Below are 22,511 nucleotides of genomic sequence, written 5' to 3' on the forward strand. Positions count from 1 at the left end.
AGACGATCTCCCAATCATTCCAAGATTTACTTTGTGCTAGTCAAACGCGCACGGCGAGCGTGCGAGGAGCAGGGCCATGAAATCCGTAAAAGCGGAAATCGACTACATGGAACCCTCGGAGCATGAACTGCTCGCCGAATTGCGGCGGTTGCGCCGGTCATTGCGCTTTCATCCGGTAGAGGTGGATGATCCGATGGAGCCGCTCTCAATCGGTCAACGCGTGGCGGACACGGTCGCAAGCGTCATGGGTTCCTGGAAGTTTATCATTGTCCAGACCGTCCTCCTCATTGCTTGGGTTTCGATCAACCTCGGCGCAGCGAGGAGTTGGGATCCTTACCCGTTCATTCTGTTGAATCTGGCGCTTTCATTTCAAGCAGCCTATGCAGCGCCGATCATCATGATGAGTCAGAACAGGCAGCAGGATATTGACCGAAGAGCGGCGGAAAACGATTATAAGATCAACGTCAAGGCCGAACTAGAAATCGAGCTCTTGCATGAGAAGATTGATGAGCTTCGAGCGCAGGAGGTGCTTCGTCTATCCGAGGCTGTCAACTCTCTCGTTGATCTACTTTTGCAGACGAGGCAGTCTGGCCGAACCGACTTTACTAGAGCGGCTGAACAAGAGGGTGCCACTCCATAGAGGGCACTACAACCTGCCACAACGTGCCCGTTGGAATCTTGTGCGTTTTGGCGGCGCCGCCCTGATGTGCGGATTTTGCGATGCGATCCCACTCCGGACGCGCCGCACAGCGCGCAACCTCGCCGCCTGTTGAATGACCGATGTGAACCGCCATTGTGCGGATCAAGGTGTGCGGCGAGTGCGATGACGTCGGCCACCATAAGTATCTATATCGTCAAACCGTTCTGTCTCGCCCGACCGCTCGCGACCCAGCGGTCGCAGGTGATGATGCAGGATCCGTAGTTGAGGAAGAACAGCATCTGGTTATTCCAGTCGTCTGAAGATGGTGGCGGTTCGATCCTCAGTTAGGAAAAAGGATTGCGGAAGCTTTGTCCTCGTTGCTTGGCTCAGCCCGCTCGGACGGCGGCCGGACAATGACCGGCGACCGCCCCAACGCCTCCCGGGCAAAGCACGTTGAAACTGACAACGTCTGTTCCTGCCAATTCTCGCGCGAGCAGGCTTTTGCGTCGTCCATCGTGGGATCGGCGAAAGCTCACAGGATATCGCTGTCCTTCGTAGATCCGTTCGCAGACCTGGGGGAGTGCTAGCCGTAGCGCCGCCTCCAAATCAGCGCCTTCCATCCGCTAGCGCTCCCTTTTGGCGCGCGAAGCATGTGTTCGTGCCGCGACTTTGATTTCTGCTGGCTGCCTCGATGGCATCAATTCCATAGCCAATGGTCATTGGATCATCGAGTTTCGCCATCTTATTTTTCGGCGTCTGCAAAGGAATTCGGAAGATGACGACCTAGCACACTCAGTGGCCGGCTGCGTCCTACCAGACGCTCCGGGGCAATTCCCGAAACTACCGGCGGCCCCCGGCATTAGATGTCGAACGGGGTCCATCCCTGCAGCATCCAGCGAAGAGGGCGCAAGCACTCTCGTACCTCAACCTATCTCTTCATCGACAGGAAGCACCATGAGTAACGGAATTTCCATGACCAACGCCGTTATCGAATCTATCCTAAGCCGCAGGGCCACAAAGTACTACGACCCTGCCGCCACTTTGAGCGACGATCAAATCCGCGAACTGGTGCGAATCGGCACCACCGCACCGACGTCCTTCCACTTGCAGAACTGGCGCTTCATTGCCGTACGCACGCCTGAAGCCAAGGCTCGTCTGCGTCCGATCGCGTGGAATCAGCCTGCGATCAGCGAAGCAGCCGTTACCTTCATAGTCATCGGCCGGTTGGTCGATACCAGCGTAATTCCAGATCGCCTGGCACCGGTGGTGGAAGCGGGCATCATGCCGGAAAAGTTGGTGCCGGAATGGGAAAACCCCGCTCGCGATCTGTACATGGAGTACCCGCAGCGCCAGCGCGACGAGGCCGTACGCACCGCCACCTTCGGCGCGGCGGCGATGATCTATGTGGCCAACTCATGGGGCTTGGGTTCGACGCCGATGATCGGTTTCGATGCCGAAGCGGTGCACCGCGAGTTCGGACTGGCCGAAGACGAAGTGCCGGTCATGCTGCTGTCCGTAGGACCGGAGCGTCCGGGAAACTGGCCGCAGAAGCCGCGCCGTCCTGTGGCGGACGTGCTGGATCTCGTTTGATTATTAGTAAAATCAGTAACTTACGGAGAATACGATGGCAAGAAGTGCAGCTCTGAAGCCGGAACAGGTGCCGGCCGATTCGAAACCGACCCTCGATATGTTCACCAAGAACATCGGGTTCACTCCAAATATGATGGCGACCTTCGCGGCAAGCCCGATCGCGTTCAACGCGTGGGCCACCCTGCTCGGTTCTTTGAGCAAGGCGCTCGACGTGAAGACGCGAGACAGCATTGGCCTTGCTGTCTCCGAAGTGAATGGCTGCAACTACTGCCTGACGGTTCACAGCTTTACTGCCGAGCATATGGCCAAGCTGCCGGCCGATGAAATCATTCTCGCTCGGAAGGGCCATGCCAGCGACCCGAAGCGGGACGCCGCCGTGCAGTTTGCCCGCAAAGTCATCGAGACCCGCGGCAACGTCGGTGACGCCGATCTGAAAGCCGTCCGCGAAGCCGGTTACACGGACGCGAACATCATCGAAATCGTCGCGCTGGTGGCCATGTACTCCCTGACGAACTTTTTCAATAACGTGTTCGATCCCGACAAGGACTTTCCTGCCGTTGCGCCGGCTGGGTCCATCTGATGTCTATAAATTGGCATCGACCGTCTCCCACGCTTCTTGGAGGTTTCGTGTGATGCGAGCGTAACGCCAAAGCCCGGATGCACCCAGGAAAGAGTCTTGGGAACGCGTCCGGGCTTTTCGTGTGTGCCGACGACAAGGTTAGGAACACTCTATTTTCCAGGGTAGAAGCATGAACAAGTCACAGAAGGTTGTTGTCGTCACCGGTGCGTCACAAGGCATCGGCGCAAAAGTCGTAGAGGCATTCCGAAAGCTTGATTACCGCATTGTCGCGACCTCACGTTCGATCAATTTGTCGGACGACAAAAACATCCTGAGCCTCGCTGGTGACATCGGCGATCCCATAACCGCCCAGCGTGTGATTTCCGAAGGTATCACGCGATTTGGCCGGATCGATACTCTTGTGAACAACGCCGGCATCTACATCGGAAAGCCTTTCACCGAACATACCGCCGAAGATTACGCGGCCGTGATGAATGTGAACATGGCGGGCTTCTATCACATCACGCAACTCGCGATCGCCGAAATGGAAAAACGTTCGAGTGGCCATGTGGTGAGCGTTACGGCCAGCATAGGGCACGCCGCAATCAGTGGAGTCTACTCGGTCTTGGCGGCTATGACGAAGGGCGGCCTCAACGCCGCAACGAAGTCACTGGCGATCGAGTACGCAAAGAAAGGTATTCGCGTGAACGCCGTCGCTCCGGGGATCATAAAAACGCCGATGCACGCGCCTGAAACTCACGAAGCACTAGGAGCTTTGCATCCGATCGGACGCATGGGTGAAGCAAGCGATATTGCGAACGCCATCCTCTTTCTCGACTCGGCGCCGTTCATCACTGGAGAGATCCTACATGTTGACGGTGGGCAAAGTGCTGGCCGCTGAGACAGTCTGCTGATCTAGGAAGGATAAGGTGACACTCAATCGTAAAATTTCACGCGCTGGCCGGCGCGGTACCCGATCGGCCGCAACTCTTTTCCCTCCCGACGCCCAATGGTGTGAAGGCGGGCATCATGCTTGAGGAAACGAGCCTCGCCTACGAGGCTCACCGGATCGACCTCATGGCGGGCGAGAATCGCGACTCGGCCTCCCTCGCGCTCAACCCGAACGGCAAGGCCGCGCCGGTTTCAAAGTGTGGCCGACCAGTTCCTCGGACGAGTTTACTCGTTGCGTGCCTAACCGGTGCGCATTTACGATAAGATGCTCGAGCGTTTCAAGTTCCCGAGGTCCTATGTCCCAAGTCGACTGGCTGAGCCATCTCTCGCAAATGATCACCATTACCGGCCAGTTGGAGGTCCGTTGCGCCTACGGTGCGCCATGGCGTTTGGCCTGGGCCCAGTCAGCGGCGCACGAAATTCCCTACCACATAGTGCTCAAGGGCCGGGCCATTCTCGAGGATCCGGAGACGGAGACAGCCAAAGAGCTGGTGGGCGGAGATATCGTGCTGTTGCCTCACGGGTCCGCGCACGTGCTGCACGATGGCAGCGGACATGCGCCGGGCCTTACCCACGAGCGCCAGGGTTCCGCGGGATGGATGCTCAGTGAGAATGATAGCCAGGACGAGCATCTGGACATGTTGTGTGGGCGATTTTTCATCGGTCCGCCCCATGATCGGCTGATTCGAAATTACCTGCCCACGAATCTCGTGGTACGGGCGATAGACGGTGATGGTAAAGAGGGCATGAGGTCCGCTTTAAGCCACCTGGCAAGTCTTGTGGGGCTGATGCGGATGGAGGCCGTCAGCGACAGACCGGGAGGATATGCGATCCTCAACGCGCTTTCCGCGGCGCTGTTCACACTGGTGCTGCGCGCGGCGAGCGAATCCGAGCACGCCCCGGAAGGCTTGTTGGCGCTGGCCGGCCATCCGCGACTGGCCCCGGCCATCTCAGCTATGTTCGCCGATCCCGCGCGGCCCTGGAAGCTTCCCGATCTGGCCGACTTGTGCAGGATGTCACGTGCCACCTTCATGCGGCACTTTCAGGACAAGCTGGGGCGCTCAGCCGCCGACCTGTTGACCGATATCCGGATGAGCGTGGCCGCCAACGAGCTGAAGAAGCCGGCGATGACCACCGAGGCCGTGGCCGAGACGGTCGGGTATCAATCCATATCGGCATTCCGGCGTGTGTTCGCCGACAGGATGGGGATCACGCCGGGGCAATGGCGCCGTCTGGCGCGCGAGGGCCAGTAAATGCGCTTCGCCTTCGACGCGGGCCCGGATGAGACAGTGGAAGCATGGGAGCGGGCGGCGGCTCATTCGCGCAAGCGACCCCCGACGCGCTCCTCTATCGTTGCTGCATGTCAATCCAGATCTCGGCAAGACGTCTTGCGCCGTACGGCGCCACACGTCGACGGATGAACAATCCTCGTCGATATGATCCTTTCTAGCATTTTATTGATCCAATTTCGTCTCGAAAATAGCATGTGCTGGTCCTAGAGTGGGGCTCCTAACCACCTGATGAAGGAACCGCCATGACCAACGCCGTTATCGAATCTATCCTAAGCCGCAGGGCCACAAAGTACTACGACCCTGCCGCCACTTTGAGCGACGACCAGATCCGCGAACTGGTGCGAATCGGCACCTCAGCACCGACGTCCTTCCACTTGCAGAACTGGCGCTTCATCGCTGTGCGCACGCCTGAAGCCAAGGCACGGCTGCTGCCGATCGCCTGGAATCAACCCGCGATCAGCGAAGCAGCCGTTACCTTCATAGTCATCGGCCGGTTGGTCGATACCAGCGTAATTCCAGATCGCCTGGCACCGGTGGTGGAAGCGGGCATCATGCCGGCAAAGTTGGTGCCGGAATGGGAAAACCCCGCTCGCGATCTGTACATGGAGTACCCGCAGCGCCGGCGCGACGAGGCCGTACGCACCGCCACCTTCGGCGCGGCAGCGATGATCTATGCAGCCGGCTCGCTCGGCTTGGGTTCGACGCCGATGATCGGTTTCGATGACGAAGCGGTGCACCGCGAGTTCGGACTGGCCGAAGACGAAGTGCCGGTCATGCTGCTGTCCGTAGGACCGGAGCGTCCGGGAAACTGGCCGCAGAAGCCGCGTCTGCCGGTGTCCGAGGTTTTGGACCTCGTCTGACTATAAGTAAATCAAACAACCAACGGAGAATACGATGGCAAGAAGTGCAGCTCTGAAGCCGGAACAGGTGCCGGCCGATTCGAAACCGACCCTCGATATGTTCACCAAGAACATCGGGTTCACCCCAAATATGATGGCGACCTTCGCGGCAAGCCCGATCGCGTTCAACGCATGGGCCACCCTGCTCGGCTCCATGAGCAAGGCGCTCGACGTGAAGACGCGAGACAGCATTGGCCTTGCTGTCTCCGAAGTGAATGGCTGCAACTACTGCCTGACGGTTCACAGCTTTACTGCCGAGCATATGGCCAAGCTGCCGGGCAATGAAATCATTCTCGCCCGGAAGGGCCATGCCAGCGACCCGAAGCGGGACGCCGCCGTGCAGTTTGCCCGCAAAGTCATCGAGACCCGCGGCAACGTCGGTGACGCCGATCTGAAAGCCGTCCGCGAAGCCGGTTACACGGACGCGAACATCATCGAAATCGTCGCGCTGGTGGCCATGTACTCCCTGACGAACTTTTTCAATAACGTGTTCGATCCCGACAAGGACTTTCCTGCCGTTGCGCCGGCTGGGTCCATCTGATGTCTATAAATTGGCATCGACCGTCTCCCACGCTTCTTGGAGGTTTCGTGTGATGCGAGCGTAACGCCAAAGCCCGGATGCACCCAGGAAAGAGTCTTGGGAACGCGTCCGGGCTTTCCTTATGGGCCCGCGAGGCCAGGATAGTTTGGCACCACCGCGGTCCGGCATTCACAACCGTTATGCCCCCGGCGAATTTGAAACCGCGGATGGGTCACACTTACCAAGCAAATGCCCGCAGGCGGCAATTCCTCACGACCGCCCCGCCCGTGGACGTGAAATGCAAATGTTGGTGCCGCACCGGTGACTTTCCGCACCGCGTCAATGCATCGGTTCCATAACGACAGGTCATTGGACATCGAGTTTCGTGGTCGTATTTTTTGGTCGTCTGCGAAGGAATTCGGAAGATAACGACACGCTACAAACAGGAGGCAGACGATGAAGGCAATCGTGGTAACAGATCAGGCCGCTGGAACGGCCGGGATGAAGCTCGTCGAGCGGCCCGACCCACAGGCTGCCATAAACGACGTCATTGTCCAGGTTCACGCGTCTGGATTCACGTGGGATGAGTTGACATGGCCCCCGACATGGACGGATCGCGGGGATCGTGACCGAACACCGTCGATCCCCGGTCACGAGCTGGCCGGAGTGGTCACGGCACTCGGCTATGGCACCACAGGGCTGTCGGTCGGACAGCGGGTGTTCGGCCTCACGGACTGGTATCGTGACGGCACCCTGGCGGAGTACGTGGCAGTCGAGGCCCGCAACCTTTCGCCGCTGCCGGGCGACGTCGACTTCACGGTGGGCGCCAGCCTGCCGATGCCGGGCCTGACCGCGTGGCAGGGACTGTTCCAGCACGGCCGCCTTCAGGCGGGGCAGAGCGTCATCGCGCACGGCGCGGCCGGCGTAGTCGGGTCGATGGTGACGCAGCTCGCGCGTGAATTCGGCGCCCATGTCATCGGCACCGGACGCGCAGCCGACCGCCAGGCAGTGCTCGACTTCGGCGCGCAAGAGTTCGTTGATATCGAGAACGATACCCTGGAAGACGTCGGCGCAGTCGATCTGGTTTTCGATGTCTTCGGCGGCGACGTCGCGAAGCGGTCCGCAGGCTTAGTTCGAGCCGGAGGGACGCTGGTGAGCATCGCCGGGCCAGCGGAGACGCGGCCCGCCGACGGGCTCGCGATCGACTTCGTTGTCGAATCCGATCGCGCCCAACTGAATGAGATCGTTCAGCGGGTCCGGGATCGGCGACTGCGGACGAACATCGGCAACGTCGTGACCCTCGACGAGGCAATCGCCGCCTTCAACCGAACCGAGCGACGCAAGGGAAAGACGATCGTCCGCGTTCGGCAGTGACGACTCAGGAGGAGGGCGGTCCCGCCCTCCGTTGATCGTCTTCGGGACCGTGGTTATCGTTTTGACGCGCATCCTGCCGCGAGGCGACGTCCCGGAGATGCTCGGTCTGCTGATCCAGGAGGAATAAAGTGAAACTCAATCATCCAATTTTTGCGAGGTGGCCGGCGCGGTACCCCGATCGGCTGCAACTCTTTTCCCTGCCGACGCCCAATGGCGTGAAGGTGGGCATCATGCTTGAGGAAACGAGCCTCGCCTATGAGGCGCACCGCATCGACATCATGGCAGGCGAGAACCACGATCCGGCCTTTCTCGCGATCAACCCGAACGGCAAGATCCCCGCGATCTACGACCCCGACGGGCCAGGCGGCACTCAGCTCGCGCTGTTCGAATCGGGCGCGATCCTCCTCTATCTTGCAGACAAGACCGGACAATTCATCTCTGACGATCCGAACACCCGCTACCAGACGATCCAGTGGTTGATGTGGCAGATGGGCGGAGTCGGGCCGATGTTCGGCCAGGTCGGCTTCTTCAACAAATTCGCAGGCAAGGCCTATGAGGACAAGCGCCCGCGTGACCGCTACGCAACCGAGTCAGCGCGGCTGCTTGGTGTGCTGGATGAACGGCTTGCTGGCCGCGAGTGGGTGATGGGTGCTGACTACAGCATCGCAGATATCTCGCTGCTTGGCTGGGTGCGCAACCTGATCGGCTTTTACGAAGCGCGCGAGATCGTCGGCTTCGACCGCTTTCTTCATGTGCAGGCGTGGCTCGACCGCGGCCTTGCGCGTCCGGCGGTGCAGCGCGGGCTGGAAGTGGCCGCGGCCTAGACCTAGAATTTCAGGAGCATGCTATGCAATCATTCGAGATCAAAGCCATTGATAACGGCGATTTTGATATTTGGCTTCCGCTGTGGAAAAGCTATCAGCGATTTTACAAAGTGGATATCCCCGAGTCCGTGACACACACGACCTGGGCACGTTTCCTGGACCCGGTCGAGCCGATGCATGCAGCACTTGCCATGGCGGGCGAGAAAGCATTGGGGCTGGTGCATTCGATCTACCATCGCTCCACCTGGACGACGGACGATTACTGCTATCTTCAGGACCTGTTTGTGGCCGACGATGCGCGCGACAGCGGCATCGGCCGCGCGCTGATCGAACATGTCTATGCGGATGCGAGACGTCGCGGGGCATCTCGCGTGTACTGGCTGACGCACGAATCCAATCATAACGCCATACAGCTTTACGACCGCATCGCTGACCGCTCGGGGTTCATCCAGTACCGAAAGCCATTTGCCTGAGAAGCTGGTGCGGACCCGCCCTCAGGCCTCGTGCGGTGCATCGCTATCCTCCACGATCGCGAAAGATAGCGATAGAGGGCCCTCTTGACGGTCCTCACTGCGAATATCGAGCCATCAGTTGCACGGGCTGCCACGCAATTGATCGCCGATCCACCAATTGAACGCGTTTAGAAGTATCGGCGAAATCATAACGCCGGCCTCGAGTGCGATGCCGGTCGTCGCAATGCTCGCTACGTCATCGCCGCGCTAACAGCGTCAATAACGATCGTCTATCGACTTCATGGCGCGAGGTGATTTCCCTCTCCAACATTCAAAAGTCATTCTCCACAAAAGATTTCAATTCAAAGATTCTGGCGCCCCGATGGGGCTGCGGGGCGCGTTGACTGAACAATAAAAATAGTTCGAAAGAGAAAGACACTTATGTCCAAGGAAGCCTACGACATTGTCATTGTCGGCGCGGGCGCGGCCGGCTGCGTGGTCGCGAGTTATCTCGCCGAACATACTGATGCGTCCATCGCCCTGATTGAGGCAGGTGAAACGGATCGAGATCCGTTCATCCACATTCCAGCCGGCTTCGCCCTAATGCTGGCCCATGACCGGCACGCTTGGACATACGAGACGGTTCCCCAGCACGGCATCAAAAAGGCGTATCGCTCCGGTAAAGTGCTCGGCGGCGGCTCCTCGGTCAATGCTATGGCCTATGTTCGCGGACAGGAGCGCGACTTTGCCGCGTGGCAGGACGCGGTCGGCCACACCGGCAAATGGTCGTATGAAGACCTGCTTCCCGTCTTCATGTCGCAGGAAGACAACGACACCTTCCACGACGAGTATCATGGCATCAATGGTGGTCTGGCGGTTTCGCTGCCCAAGGGCATCAACAAACTGAACCAGTACTGCCTCAAGGCCTTCCAGGAATATGGAGTCCCGTTCAATCCCGACTACAACGGCAAGAGCCAGATCGGCGTCTCGCCGGTGCAGTCGACGGTTGGAAATCACCGCCGATGCAGCGCGGCCGATGCGTATTTGCGTCCGCACCTTGAGTCCGGGCGGGTAACACTACTCACCGGTAAGACCGTCACTCGCGTTCTCATCGAAAACAAGCGGGCGGTCGGCGTCGAGCTGAGCGACAATGGCCTCCAGACAATTTCGGCAGGCGAGGTCGTGCTTTCGGCCGGCGCCGTCCATAGTCCGAAGATCCTCATGCATTCGGGTGTCGGGTCGGCCATGCAGTTGCGCGAGCACGGCATAGCGGTGATCGTCGATTCTCCCGAAGTTGGCGAAAATCTCCATGATCACCCGATGGTACCGGTTCGCGCCTATGTGAAGGGTGATCTCGGCTATCAGGCCGCCGCGCACGGTCTCGGCACCATAAAGGCGGGCCTGCGTTATCTCGTCACCAAGGATGGCCCGGCGGCGGGTACCGGTATCGAGACGGTTTCCCACTGGAACCCGTCAGACTTCACCGCGGATCCCACGATCCAATGCTATCACGCTCCCATCATCGCGAACCAGGACCTCAAAGCCACCGGGGACCGCTCGGGCATCACTTTCGAGCTGGTTGTACTTCAACCCAAGAGCCGCGGCTGGGTGCGGCTCGCCGACAGCGACCCGACGGCGATGCCCCTTATCAACCCGAACTTCCTCGGCGACGAAGAAGACCTGAAGGCCGTGGTGCAGTCGGTGCACGCGATCCGTAAGGTGATGGCGCAGGAGTCGTTGGCTGCGGTGATCGAGGAAGAGATGGAGCCCGGGCCGAGCTTCCGCTCGGATGCCGAGATCGCCGAATGGGCGAAGCGCGTCGTGACGACGATGTGGCATCCGGTCGGCACGTGCCGGATGGGGAAGGATGATCGGGCGGTGGTTGACGCGAGGCTCAGGATCCGAGGCGTCGACCGACTCCGGGTCATCGACGCCTCGATCATGCCCAACGTCACCAGCGGCAATACCAACGCCCCGACACAGGCGCTCGCGCGCCATGCAACGGCGATGCTGGTCGAGGATCTGAAGCGGGCCTGAGGGGCTCCGGCTCAAGCGGCTCTGCTCAACCGGGAAATCCGTCTCGATTCACGCAGAGCCGAAATAGTCGGGTGGCGCGGCTGATAGTCGCGAGCAGCCATGACGCGGAAATGCGTGGTTCACTTGGTACGGCCGTCCTCTCGAGCATGCTCGGCGTTACCTTCGGCCTGTTCCGGATACCGGTCTCCTCCGTGGTCCTGAGAGGCGGTTGGTGAGTAACAAGTGAAGCGAAGGCTCGAACGCATGGCCGGGGAAGCGGGGTTCTCGAGGCGTGACCGGCCCGCAACAGGACGGGTGGTGAACTTACGCGGCGGCGGGCTTCCGGCATCCCGGTTGTTCGATTGCTTTGCGCTCGGTGATCGCCAAGCTAATCAGGAAACGCCTCGGACGGCGCATCGTCCGGTATTGAACGGCGATGAGCCCCCGAACAACGGAACTTGAACGGAGAGTGACATGATCCGCTTCTATTTTCATCCAACGCCAAATCCCGCGAAGATCGCTCTCTTTCTCGAAGAGTCGAGGCTCCCCTACGAAGTTGTACCCGTCGACACCAGCAAGGGTGAACAGCACTTGACGGCGTTTCGCGCCATCAATCCGAACGGCAAGGTACCGGCGATAGTGGATACCGAAGGCCCAGGCGGCGATGAGGCGCGCGTCTTCGACTCGACAGCGATCCTGATCTATCTCGCCGAAAAGACCGGCAGGTTCCTCGGCAAGTCCAAAGATCGGCCTGAACTCCTCTCGTGGTTGCTCTTCATTGCGTCTGGTCTTGGGCCATTCTCCGGCCAGGCCGTGCATTTTCAGTTCGCAGCCCCCGAGGGCCTAGACTATGCGGTGAACCGATATCGCCGCGAAGCGGAACGCCACTACCAGGTTCTCAACGAACACCTCGAGGACCGAAGCTTTATCGTCGGCGAGACCTACACTATCGCCGACATTTCGGCCTGGGGCTGGCTCGACCGCGCCTCACGCGTGAGGAAAGGCGCTGAAGATCCGCTCGCGCCGTTCCCGAATCTCAGACGCCTGTTCGAGACAGTCGACGCACGACCGGCGGCGGCCCGTGCGCGTGCGGTCGGCAAAGACCACTCCTTCAAGCAGATCAGTGACGAAGAAACCAAGCGTGCGCTCTTCCCGTCAAATTATCCGCCAGCGGCGTAGTTGAATCCGAGGAGTGGGCATTGTGAGCGACGGCAGCGAATATATTCTACCAAAGCTCTGGACCTGGAAGAAGGTCAGCGGCGTGATCTCACCCAACATCAATCGGCCGGTCCCCGGCCCGACCCACCTGGGAGGGTCGGCATGAACATTACCGGCAAGCGCGTTCTCATCACCGGCGGGTCAAGTGGCATCGGCTTCGCTCTGGCGCAAGTATTGTTGGCGAAGGGGGCGAAAGTGGCGATCAGCGGACGCTGCCCTGAAATCGTGAGCAAAGCCGTTCGATTGCTGCAAACGGGGAGCGCCGAGATACACGGCATAACGTCTGATGTCGTTACGGCCGAAGGCCGCGACGCGAGGCTCGAACAGGCAGTCGCCGCCCTCGGCGGCCTTGATGTCTTTGTGAACAACGCCGGCGGGGCGCATGTTGGACGTCTGAAGGACATGGACGAAGCCAAGCTACAGGCCATGATCGACGTGGCTGCCCCGATCCTGCTTACACGGGCGGCGTTGCCAATGCTCCGCGACAGTAGCGACGCCATGGTGGTGAATGTTTCCTCAGATACTGCACTGGCCGGCACACCGTTCTACGCGATCTATGCGTCGGTGAGGGCCGGGCTTGCACATTTCAGCGAAGCATTGCGGCGCGAGTTGAAAAGGGATGGCATCCATGTCTTGACCGTCTATCCCCACGGCACGGATATGCCGATGATAAGGTCTAACCGCGCTTTCGCCGGACCTGGCACCTCGCGTGAGCCGGCCTCCGCTATTGCGGAGGCTATCGCGGGAGGCATCGAAACCGGGGCGATCGATTTGATCCGGGACGGTGAAGCCATGCTGGGATGATAGCGCTCAATCGAGAGAACTCGGCGGCACTCGACGACGGCTAGCTCGATCGGGAGCCGTGCTGGAGGAAGCGGTTGATTGAGGATCATGCAGCGCTTTCGAGCGCCGGACAGGCCAGAGCAAGAGTGCAATTGTGATGCTGCAAAACGGTGATGCTTTTCCGGATCTTGCTTTTGCACGCGCCGGTCGCGGCGAAATCTATTTGCGCGACCATTTGGCTACTGGGCTCGGTTTGATCCTGTTCCACCACGATTTCCTGGAGGACCGATGAATGACGCAGTCGTTTTTAGAGCATTGCAGCCGCGGCGTTATCGATGCAGAACCCTGTCCGCGAAAGCTCGGGCGGGAAGTGCCGTCTCGGCGAGGTATGGTCCTTACGGCGTGTGTTCTGGCGTCCTCCATGGCGTTCATCGATGGGACCGCGCTTCCGGTTGCCTTGCCGAGATTGCGCGCTGATTTCGGTGCGGATCTTGCCTCGGTTCAATGGGTTCTCAACGGGTATATTCTAGCGCTCGCCTCGCTGACATTGATCGGCGGCGCGCTCGCGGATGTTTATGGCAAGGCGCGCATGCTCGCGCTCGGTTGCGTCCTGTTCGGTCTGGCATCCGCAGCTTGCGCCATGGCGCCTTCGCCCGCATGGCTGATCGCTTTCCGCGTCGTGCAAGGAGCGGCCGCGGCGATCGTCACCCCTGCCAGCCTCGCCCTGATTGGGGCCACATATCCGCGCGCGGAACGGAACCGGGCGATCGGCATATGGGCTGCGGCATCGGCGCTCACCACCGCTGGAGGCCCGGTCATGGGCGGCTGGCTGAGCGAGACCTTTGGCTGGCCATCCGTGTTCTGGATCAACCCGCCAATCGCGCTCGTAACAGTGGGAGTTCTCCTCGTCTTCGCGCCAAAGGATGGCCGCATCCGACGTAGGTTCGATATCATTGGCGCGGCGATCCTGGCTGTGGCGCTCGGGGCGCTCGCATGGGCGCTCAGCCAGATCGGCCCAGGCGAGGTTCGGGCCGTAGTTGGCGCGCCGCACAGAATCGGCACGCTGCTCCCGATGGTCGCAGCGCTCGGCATTGTCGGTCTCGCACTCTATGCGTTCTGGGAGCGCAGAAGCAAACACCCGATGACACCAGCTCGCCTGGCGGAGAACCGCGCCTTTCTTGGGCTGAACGTCGCGACACTGATGATCTATGTGGGAGTTTCGATCATGTTCTTCCTGCTCCCGTTCGATCTCGTCGACCGCCGGGCCCTGCCGGCGACCAATGCCGGCCTGGCATTCTTACCTTTCGCGCTCTGCATCGGACTCCTGTCGAGCGTGTTCGGCGGGTGGGCGGACAAGATTGGTGCCCGGGCCATGCTTATCTTGGGGCCGTCGGGCGCGGCGCTTGCTTATGTCTGGATGGCGCTCGGCCAGGAGGAATCCCTGATGCTGGGCGTGATTGGGCCTATGACGCTGCTCGGCCTGTCCTTCGCGGTGCTCGTGGCACCACTCACCGCGTCCGTCCTGTCGAGCGTTAACCAGACGGACGAAGGGCTTGCCTCCGGCATCAACAATGCGGCGAGCCGGATTGCGCAGCTTGCCGGCGTGGCGCTGGCCGCCGGTGTCGCGTCTTTCGAGTCTGGATACGAAATCGGCCTCACCATAGCTGCCGTTACCTCGATCGGCGGCGCCTTTACAGCTGCAATAACCCCCACACTGGCGACGGCGAAAGCGGGCGGCCAGGGAGAGGCGTAGAAAGCAACGGAGGACATCCGGATTCGATATTTCCTAAACCTGGAAAACACCTCATCTTCACTGAAGCAGCCATGCGGAGCGGAGTGTCTCAGTCCTCGCTCACCCCCTCGCGATCAAGCGGCTCGAACAAGAGTTGGGCGGAAACTTGGCGATGGAAAAGATAGTCGACTAACAGCGCCATCGAGCGTTCTGCATGGTCGTGAATTCTGCAGTGGCGCTAGCGCCTACGGTGCGTAGCAAGTTGCCGCGCGGCCAAAACAAAATCCGCCGCCGAGCTAAGAAGCTGGACTCCAGGATACGGAAATATCAGGCTTCCCTAAAGTAAAGAGAGCGCTGAAAGGCGACGCCGCGGCGGAGGTCGCGTGCCAGACCCGCTATCGTCGTAACTGCCCGCCGCGGTTAACGAGCTGTACAAAGGCATCGTCACCGGAAGCAAAAAGAAGAGAAAGCCCATGATCCGCTTTTATTTTCATCTGACGCCCAATCCAGTCAAGCCCCTAATGGCGCCGGAGGGGGGCTCGACTATGCGGTGAACCGCTACCGCCGTGAAGCCGAGCGTCATTACCAGGTCGTGAATGACCATCTCACCGACCGGGATTTTATTGTCGGCGAAAGTTATACAAGTGCAGACATGTCTGCTTGGGGATGGTTCGACCGCGCTTCTCGTGTGCGCAAAGGCGCCGACGATCCGCTTGGCGGGTTCCCTAATTTAAAGCGTCTGTTCGAGACGGTAGATGCGCGGCCGGCGTTGCCCGGGCGCGTGATGTCGGCAAGGATCAGGACTTCAAGAAAGTCAATGACGAAGAGACCAGACCGGCGCTCGTCCCTTCCAACTATCCTCCAGCATAATCCATCCGCTTGGAGATCAGATCGTGACCGATTCCGCCGAATACGCGCCGCCAAAAGTCTGGACCTGGAAGAGGGGCAATGGTGGCACACAAAATGTGGCGGGGAAGTTGAAATACAGGACACTTCAATTTTGCAGTTGGAGAACCTGACCCCAAGTGCATCATGCCTGCTTTGCAGGGTAGTGGATCAGCTCTGCGCCTGCAAATAGGCGGCTAAGTGCCGAACGCCACCTATCGCAACCAGGCACTACGCCGATGAAATCGAGATCATCTTCGATCCGGCCAAAATCACCGAACGAGATTCGCTTGGTGCCTTCGAGGGGGAAGACCATCAAGACGCTTCTCCGTGCGATAAGATTTAGGCATTCACTCCATAACCTTCGGGTATTTCACGCGGTTACGGAAGGAGCCTATAGCTAACCTACGGCCCGTGGCGATCGTCTCGGTTCGAAAAATCTCGAGGACACTATATGATCGAACGAATAGGCTCTTTCGAGCGCGTTATCCCGCCCATTTCACCGCAACCTGTTCGCGATACCGACCCCGTTAATAGAGGTTGTGAGCGCAGGAAAGAGCCTCGTAATCCGGCGGCGAACCTGCATGAAGAAGATAATTCGGCTCGTCATGTATGATCATATAGCGTCGTCCGGCGGTAAGGGAAAACAGCAGGGGGCGGTGACTTTTGCCAGTACGCGCCGAAGGAGCGCTTTATGTCGGACCTGACCATCGCTGAGGTTCTTGACGATCCTTTGATTCAACTCATGCTTGATGCCGACGGGATATCGTGGAATGCTTTCGCCCAGTTTCTGGAAAGCGCTGCTCGTCTTCTCGCACGACGAAAAGAGACTTCTGCGCGACTGACCTTGCCCCGTTGAAATAATCCATTTTGAAGTAAGCTCTGGCCGTCGTCAGGGTCAAAGCAGCTAACAACGCAGTTCGCAAGCAAGCCAAATACGCCGCTCAAACGCTTCTAAGCTGTAGCCTAGTTCGGAGCATTGAGGCCATTCTCCGCGGCAGGTCACATAGGGCGCGATGGCTCCGGGTGACGATCACGATCGCCACAGACGCTCGAACGAATGGACGAGATGTGCTAATATGTTGATCTAGCCAACCTGGATGGACGAGTGGAGACGGATCTTGCGCGGTCAGCCAGGAAGGCCGGGGGACCGGTGGTGGAGTCCGGCACATGAAGCTGTCTTTTGGGTTCGGCACTGAAGATGATGGCAGTCTCCAGGTCCTATGGAAGGACGGCGAACGCGTCTTCTGCCGGGGATGGCACCTCGACTCTGACGGGAATCGCAAGGCCGTACTGGCGGTGATGCCCGCCGCGGAGCACCCGACGCCCGCCAGCCTCGATCGTCTCGCTCGTGAATATGGATTGAAGGACGAACTGGATAGTGCATGGGCGGCGCGGCCGCTGGAGCTCGTGCGTGAACACGGGCAGGCCATGCTGGTGATCGAAGACACCGGCGGCGAGCCGCTCGACCAGCTGCTGGGAGTTCCCATGGAGATGGGAAGGTTCCTGCGCCTGGCTGCCAATATCGCTGCGGCCATGGGTCAGGTCCACCAGCAGGGTCTCGTCCACAAGGACGTCAAGCCGGCGAACATCCTGGTTGCCGGTGCGGGCGGAGAGGTGCGACTGACCGGCTTCGGCATCGCCTCGCGGCTGCCCCGCGAGCGGCAGGCGACTGAACCTCCCGAGTCCATCAGCGGAACCCTCGCCTACATTGCGCCCGAACAGACCGGACGCATGAACCGGTCTGTCGATTCCCGAAGCGACCTCTACGCACTCGGCGTCACCTTCTACCAGATGCTTACGGGCAGCCTGCCCTTCATAGCCTCCGATCCGATGGAATGGGTACACTGCCATATCGCCAGGACGCCGGTCCCGCCCGCTGAGCGGTGCAAGACGGTACCCACCATGGTCTCAGCGATCGTCGTGAAGCTGCTCGCCAAGACGGCCGAGGAGCGCTACCAGACTGCCACCGGGGTCGAGCAGGATCTTCGACGCTGCTTGACGCAGTGGGAAGCTCAGGGGCAGGTCGACGCCTTTCCGCTGGGCCAGTACGACACGCCGGACCGGCTGCTGATCCCGGAAAGGCTCTACGGTCGTGAGCGGGAAGTCGCGACGCTGCTCGCCGCCTTCGACCGTGTCGCCAAGGGCGGCGCTCCGGAGCTGGTACTGATCTCAGGCTACTCCGGCATTGGCAAGTCCTCCATCGTCCATGAACTGCATAGGGTGCTTGTGCCCCAGCGAGGCCTTTTCGCCGCGGGCAAGTTCGACCAGTATAAACGCGACATCCCTTATTCGACGTTGGTGCAGGCTTTTCAGAGCCTCATCCATCCGCTTTTGGGAGAGAGCGAACCCAGGCTGGCCGGCTGGCGCGATGCTTTTCGGGAGGCGTTGGGGCCGAACGGCCAGCTCATGATCGATGTGGTCCCCGAGTTGCGACTTATTATTGGAGAGCAGCCCCCAATACCCGGGCTTCCGCCCCAGGACGCCCAACGCCGCTTCCAGCTGGTGTTCCAGCGCTTTATTGGCGTATTCGCCCGGCCCGAGCATCCGCTCGCGCTGTTCCTCGACGATTTGCAATGGCTGGATGCAGCCACGCTCGATCTCGTCGAACATCTGTTGGCGCAGCCGGATGTGCAGCATCTGCTGCTGATTGGTGCTTATCGGAGTAATGAAGTCGATACCACGCATCCGCTGCGGCGCAAGCTCAAAGCTATTCGGCAAGCGGGAGCCATCGTCCATGACATCGCGCTTGCGCCACTTCGCCGGAGGGACTTAGCGCAACTGATCGCGGACGCCGTTTGTGGCGCGCGGGAGCGCATTTTTCCCCTTGCGCGGCTGGTGCACGATAAGACGGCCGGCAATCCATTTTTCGCCATCCAGTTCGTTTCCGCCCTCGCCGACGAGGGACTGCTCACCTTCGATCGTAAGCAGGCGCGCTGGTCGTGGGACATCGAACGCATTCGCGCCAGGGGATACACCGACAACGTGGCAGACCTCATGGTGGGCAAGTTGAACCGCCTGCCCGTTGAAACACAGGGGGCGATGCAACAACTCGCTTGTCTCGGAAACGTCGCGGCCACCAGGACGCTGTCTCTGGTTTCCGGCACGGCGGAGGCGCAGGTTCATTCGGATCTATGGGCGGCCGTCCGCGCAGAACTGGTTAAGCAACAGGAAGGATTTTATAGGTTCATCCATGACCGGGTGCAGGAGGCGGCTTACTCGCTGATCCCGGAAAGCCTACGGGCCGAGGCCCATCTGAGGATCGGCAGGCAACTGGCAGCGCATACACCGCCTGAGCAGCGTGAGGAGGCGATCTTCGAGATCGTCAATCAGCTCAATCGCGGCGAGCCCTTGATTACTTCGCAGGACGAACGTGAGCAGCTGGCTGAGCTCAACCTGATTGCGGGCAAGCGCGCCAAGGCGGCGACAGCCTACACCTCGGCGTTGAAGTATCTTGCGGTCGGCGAGATGCTGTTTTCCGATGCGAGCCGGGACCGCAACTACCCGCTCTTCTTTGCTGTCGAATTCCACATGGCCGAGTGCGAATTGCTGACGGCCAATTTGGCAGCGGCGAACGGTCGGCTTTCGATGCTGGCGCGGCTTTCCAGAGATGTCCATGATAGAGCTGCCGTCGCACGTTTGCGCCTGACGCTTTACACGACCTTGGACCAGAGCGATCGCTGTGTGGAGGTCTGTCTTGAATACCTCCAACGGGTCGGCACCCAATGGTCACCGCATCCGACGAGGGAGGAAGTGCGTCGCGAGTACGACCGAATCTGGTCGCAGCTCGGAAGCCGGTCAATAGAGGATCTCATTGACGGGCCTTTGATGAATGAAGGGGACGCTCTAGCCACTCTCGACGTTCTGACTGAGGCCGTGACGCCGGCATTGTTCACCGATGATAATCTGGTTTCACTCGTCATCTGCCGGATGGTCAATCTCAGTCTCGAGCATGGCAACAGCGATGGATCATGCTTTGCCTATGTCTGGCTTGGCATGATTGCTGGACCGCACTTCGGGAACTATGAGGCCGGGTTCCGCTTCGGTCAACTCGGCTATGACCTGGTGGAAAAGCGTGGATTGCAACGTTTTCAGGCGCGTACCTATATGTCCTTCGGGAATCTCGTCATGCCGTGGACGAGACACGTCAAGACCGGCCGCGACTTGGTGCGTCGCGCTTTCGATGCTGCGAACAAAATAGGCGATCTCACTTTTGCGGCTTATAGCTGCAACGAACTGAACACGAATCTTCTCGCGGCGGGTGACTCGCTCGCCGAGGTAGAACTCGAAGCGGAACATGGTTTTGCATTTGCCAAGAAGGCTCGATTTGGTCTCGTCATCGACATTATCAAGGCTCAACTTGGGCTTGTTCGAACGCTTCGCGGATTGACGCCGAAGTTTGGCTCCTTCGATACTGAGCAATTTAATGAGCTGGGTTTCGAACGCCATTTGGCGAGTGACTCGCGCCTGGCGCTCCCCGAGTGCTGGTACTGGATCAGAAAGCTGCAGGCGCGCTTCTTTGCCGGCGACTATGCCGCCGCCATTGACGCTTCATCACGGGCGCAACGGCTGCTTTGGACCTCTCCATCTTTCTTTGAACGGGCTGAGTATCACTTCTACACTGCGTTGTCCCACGCTGCGTTCTGCGGCTCTGCCACGGCCGGCCAAAGCCAGGAGCATGCCGAGGCTCTCGCTACCCATCACAAGCAATTGCAGGTCTGGGCAGAGAACTGCCCGGAGAATTTCGAGAACCGTGCCGCCTTGATCGGTGCCGAGATCGCCCGCATCGAAGGCCGCACGCTCGACGCCATGCGGCTCTACGAACAGGCCATCCGCTCGGCCCGCGCAAACGGCTTCGTCCACAACGAAGCGCTCGCCCATGAATTGGCTGCGCGCTTCTACGCAGGTAATGGCTTCGAGGATATCGCCCAGCTGTATCTACGGAATTCCCGATATGGCTACTTGCGCTGGGGAGCAATTGGCAAGGTACGCCAACTGGATCAAGTCTACCCTCAGCTCGCGGAGCCACAGGCGGTTCCACTTCCGACGAGTACGATCGGGACACCCGTCGAACAGCTCGATCTCGCGACGGTGATCAAGGTCTCGCAAGCGGTATCGGGTGAGATCGTGCTGGAGAAGCTGATTGATACGCTGATGCGCACGGCTCTCGAAAACGCGGGAGCGGGGCGTGGTCTACTGATCTTTCCGAGAGGCGGGGAGCTCCGGGTCGAGGCCGAGGCGGAAACGACCGGCGGTGATGTCGTCGTCCGTCTGCGCCCCGAACCGAGCACGGCCCCAATGCCGGGAGCAATCGTTAATTTCGTCGCCCGGACCGGCGCGCCGGTAATCCGCGGCGATGCCGCAGCAGAAAACGACTTCGATGATGCGTACATCCGCGACAACAAGCCCCGCTCGGTGCTTTGCTTGCCCCTCATCAAGCAATGCCGCATTGTTGCGTTGCTCTATCTTGAGAACAACCTGGCGCCACGCGTCTTCACGCCGGCCCGCATGGCGGTCCTCAAATTGCTCGCGTCGGAGGCGGCGATTTCGTTGGAGAACGGCCGCCTCTATCGTGACCTCGAGGAGCGCGAGGCCAAGATCCGGCGTCTGGTCGAAGCCAATATCATCGGGATTTTGATCACGACCCTTGACGGCCAGATCATCGAGGCCAATGACGCCTTTCTTCATATCGTAGGCTACGACCGCGTGGATCTCGCAGCGGGACATATTCGCTGGACGGAACTGACACCCCCCGAGTGGCGATCCGTCACCCGACAGGCGGTGGCTGAGATCCGCGCGAGGGGATGCTGCGACCCGTTCGAAAAGGAATATTTTCGCAAGGACGGCAGCCGGGTGCCAGTGCTGATCGCCAGGGCCGCCTTCGACGAGGCGCGCAGCGAAGCGGTCGCATTCGTACTCGACCTCACCGAGCTCAAGCGCGCCGAAGCGAATGCCCGCGCCAGCGAGCGGCGGTACCGCGACATGGAGATGGAGCTGGCGCATGCAAACCGGGTCGCGACAATAGGCCAGCTTACCGCCTCGATCGCCCACGAGGTCAACCAACCGATCGCTGCAACCGTCACCAATGCCCAGGCCGCAATGCGCTGGATGGACATGGAGCAGCCGGATCTCACGGAAGTCCGCCAGGCGCTTGATCGGATCGTCATGAGCGGAAGGCGGGCTGGCGAGGTCATTAGCCGCATACGCGGGCAGATCAAGAAAGCGCCGCCACACCGAGACATGCTCGACATTAATGAGACAATCGGCGAGGTGATCGGCCTTGCCCGGGGCGAAATCACCAAGAACGGGATAAAAGTGGAGACGCAGTTCGCCGATAGCCTGCCGCTCCTGCATGGCGACCGGGTACAACTGCAGCAGGTGATCCTGAACCTGATCATCAACGCTAGTGAAGCCATGGGCACCATCGATGGTTCGCGAGAGCTTAGAGTTCGAACGACAAAGGAGGGCACCAACTGCCTGTGCGTGGCCGTGGCCGATACCGGCCCCGGCCTGAGCCCGGGGTTGCTCGAACGGATCTTCAGTCCCTTCTACACGACCAAGCCTAGCGGCATGGGCCTCGGTCTGTCGATCTGCCGTTCGATCGTCGAAGCACATGGAGGTCGGTTGTCGGTTGCGGCAAATAACCCCCATGGCGCTGTCTTTCAATTCACCCTGCCTTCAGTAACGGCTTCACCTGTTCTCGCCGGACACGCCGACACGCCGGTGGTCGGATAGTCTGTGGGTTCTGACCGGATCGGCGTCGATGGCGGTGCGAC

19 protein-coding genes are annotated in these 22,511 nt (G+C 59.9%); 18 read left to right on the forward strand and 1 reads right to left on the reverse strand.

Translation table 11 applies throughout. The features are described 5' to 3' along the window. Positions 1-76: 76 nt before the first annotated feature. From ACSQ9D_RS33755 to ACSQ9D_RS33820, 14 genes are all read left to right on the forward strand, one after another. Entirely contained in the window at positions 77-640 is a 564-nt protein-coding gene (locus ACSQ9D_RS33755; protein ID WP_436286115.1) for a DUF1003 domain-containing protein, read from the forward strand. 972 nt (positions 641-1,612) lie between these two features. Beyond that, entirely contained in the window at positions 1,613-2,230 is a 618-nt protein-coding gene (locus ACSQ9D_RS33760) for a nitroreductase family protein (protein ID WP_436286116.1), read from the forward strand. A gap of 34 nt (positions 2,231-2,264) precedes the next feature. After that, on the forward strand, positions 2,265-2,810 hold the full coding sequence (locus ACSQ9D_RS33765) for a carboxymuconolactone decarboxylase family protein (protein ID WP_436286117.1): 546 nt from the start codon (positions 2,265-2,267) through the stop codon (positions 2,808-2,810). 169 nt (positions 2,811-2,979) lie between these two features. Then, positions 2,980-3,690 (forward strand): SDR family NAD(P)-dependent oxidoreductase, encoded by a 711-nt coding sequence (locus ACSQ9D_RS33770; RefSeq protein WP_436286118.1) that lies wholly within the window; start codon positions 2,980-2,982, stop codon positions 3,688-3,690. A 346-nt stretch (positions 3,691-4,036) separates the two neighbouring features. Next, positions 4,037-4,993 (forward strand): AraC family transcriptional regulator, encoded by a 957-nt coding sequence (locus ACSQ9D_RS33775; RefSeq protein ID WP_436286119.1) that lies wholly within the window; start codon positions 4,037-4,039, stop codon positions 4,991-4,993. A 281-nt stretch (positions 4,994-5,274) separates the two neighbouring features. Continuing rightward, entirely contained in the window at positions 5,275-5,892 is a 618-nt protein-coding gene (locus ACSQ9D_RS33780; RefSeq protein WP_436286120.1) for a nitroreductase family protein, read from the forward strand. 34 nt (positions 5,893-5,926) lie between these two features. Continuing rightward, positions 5,927-6,472: a carboxymuconolactone decarboxylase family protein gene (locus ACSQ9D_RS33785; RefSeq protein ID WP_436286121.1), complete on the forward strand. Its 546-nt coding sequence runs from the start codon at positions 5,927-5,929 to the stop codon at positions 6,470-6,472. Positions 6,473-6,907: 435 nt separating this feature from the next. Next, positions 6,908-7,825, forward strand: a complete 918-nt coding sequence (locus ACSQ9D_RS33790) for an NADP-dependent oxidoreductase (protein WP_436286122.1) — start codon at positions 6,908-6,910, stop codon at positions 7,823-7,825. A 128-nt stretch (positions 7,826-7,953) separates the two neighbouring features. Continuing rightward, positions 7,954-8,649, forward strand: a complete 696-nt coding sequence (locus tag ACSQ9D_RS33795; protein ID WP_436286123.1) for a glutathione S-transferase N-terminal domain-containing protein — start codon at positions 7,954-7,956, stop codon at positions 8,647-8,649. 23 nt (positions 8,650-8,672) lie between these two features. After that, positions 8,673-9,122 carry a GNAT family N-acetyltransferase gene (locus ACSQ9D_RS33800; RefSeq protein WP_436286124.1) on the forward strand — a complete coding sequence of 150 codons (450 nt, stop codon included), beginning with the start codon at positions 8,673-8,675 and terminating at the stop codon, positions 9,120-9,122. A gap of 420 nt (positions 9,123-9,542) precedes the next feature. Then, positions 9,543-11,138: a GMC family oxidoreductase gene (locus ACSQ9D_RS33805; protein ID WP_436286125.1), complete on the forward strand. Its 1,596-nt coding sequence runs from the start codon at positions 9,543-9,545 to the stop codon at positions 11,136-11,138. Between the two features lie 453 nt (positions 11,139-11,591). Further along, positions 11,592-12,296, forward strand: a complete 705-nt coding sequence (locus ACSQ9D_RS33810) for a glutathione S-transferase family protein (RefSeq protein ID WP_436286126.1) — start codon at positions 11,592-11,594, stop codon at positions 12,294-12,296. A gap of 22 nt (positions 12,297-12,318) precedes the next feature. Next, the gene (locus ACSQ9D_RS33815; RefSeq protein ID WP_436286127.1) at positions 12,319-12,441 is read left to right on the forward strand and encodes a hypothetical protein; all 123 of its coding nucleotides are present in this window, start codon (positions 12,319-12,321) and stop codon (positions 12,439-12,441) included. Next, positions 12,438-13,139, forward strand: a complete 702-nt coding sequence (locus ACSQ9D_RS33820; RefSeq protein WP_436286128.1) for an SDR family NAD(P)-dependent oxidoreductase — start codon at positions 12,438-12,440, stop codon at positions 13,137-13,139. Before ACSQ9D_RS33815 ends, ACSQ9D_RS33820 begins: the two co-directional genes overlap by 4 nt. A gap of 85 nt (positions 13,140-13,224) precedes the next feature. On the opposite strand, the gene ACSQ9D_RS33825 is transcribed toward ACSQ9D_RS33820, so the two are convergent. After that, the gene (locus tag ACSQ9D_RS33825) at positions 13,225-13,386 is read right to left on the reverse strand and encodes a hypothetical protein (protein ID WP_436286129.1); all 162 of its coding nucleotides are present in this window, start codon (positions 13,384-13,386) and stop codon (positions 13,225-13,227) included. A 153-nt stretch (positions 13,387-13,539) separates the two neighbouring features. Here ACSQ9D_RS33825 and ACSQ9D_RS33830 point away from each other — a divergent pair, with 153 nt between their 5' ends. The 4 genes from ACSQ9D_RS33830 (at position 13,540) to ACSQ9D_RS33845 (ending at position 22,470) form a co-directional block, all read left to right on the forward strand. Further along, positions 13,540-14,871: an MFS transporter gene (locus ACSQ9D_RS33830; protein WP_436286130.1), complete on the forward strand. Its 1,332-nt coding sequence runs from the start codon at positions 13,540-13,542 to the stop codon at positions 14,869-14,871. Positions 14,872-15,400: 529 nt separating this feature from the next. After that, positions 15,401-15,928, forward strand: coding sequence for a glutathione binding-like protein (locus ACSQ9D_RS33835; protein WP_436286131.1), 528 nt, complete (start codon positions 15,401-15,403; stop codon positions 15,926-15,928). 501 nt (positions 15,929-16,429) lie between these two features. Continuing rightward, complete coding sequence (locus ACSQ9D_RS33840; RefSeq protein WP_436286132.1) at positions 16,430-16,594, forward strand: hypothetical protein; 165 nt, start codon at positions 16,430-16,432, stop codon at positions 16,592-16,594. A 311-nt stretch (positions 16,595-16,905) separates the two neighbouring features. Further along, a complete protein-coding gene (locus tag ACSQ9D_RS33845) occupies positions 16,906-22,470 on the forward strand; it encodes a trifunctional serine/threonine-protein kinase/ATP-binding protein/sensor histidine kinase (protein ID WP_436286133.1) in 5,565 nt (1,854 codons plus the stop codon). Positions 22,471-22,511 lie beyond the last annotated feature (41 nt).

Source organism: Rhizobium sp. LjRoot258 (genome assembly GCF_964254185.1).
In the GTDB taxonomy this organism is placed as follows: Bacteria; Pseudomonadota; Alphaproteobacteria; order Rhizobiales; family Rhizobiaceae; genus Rhizobium.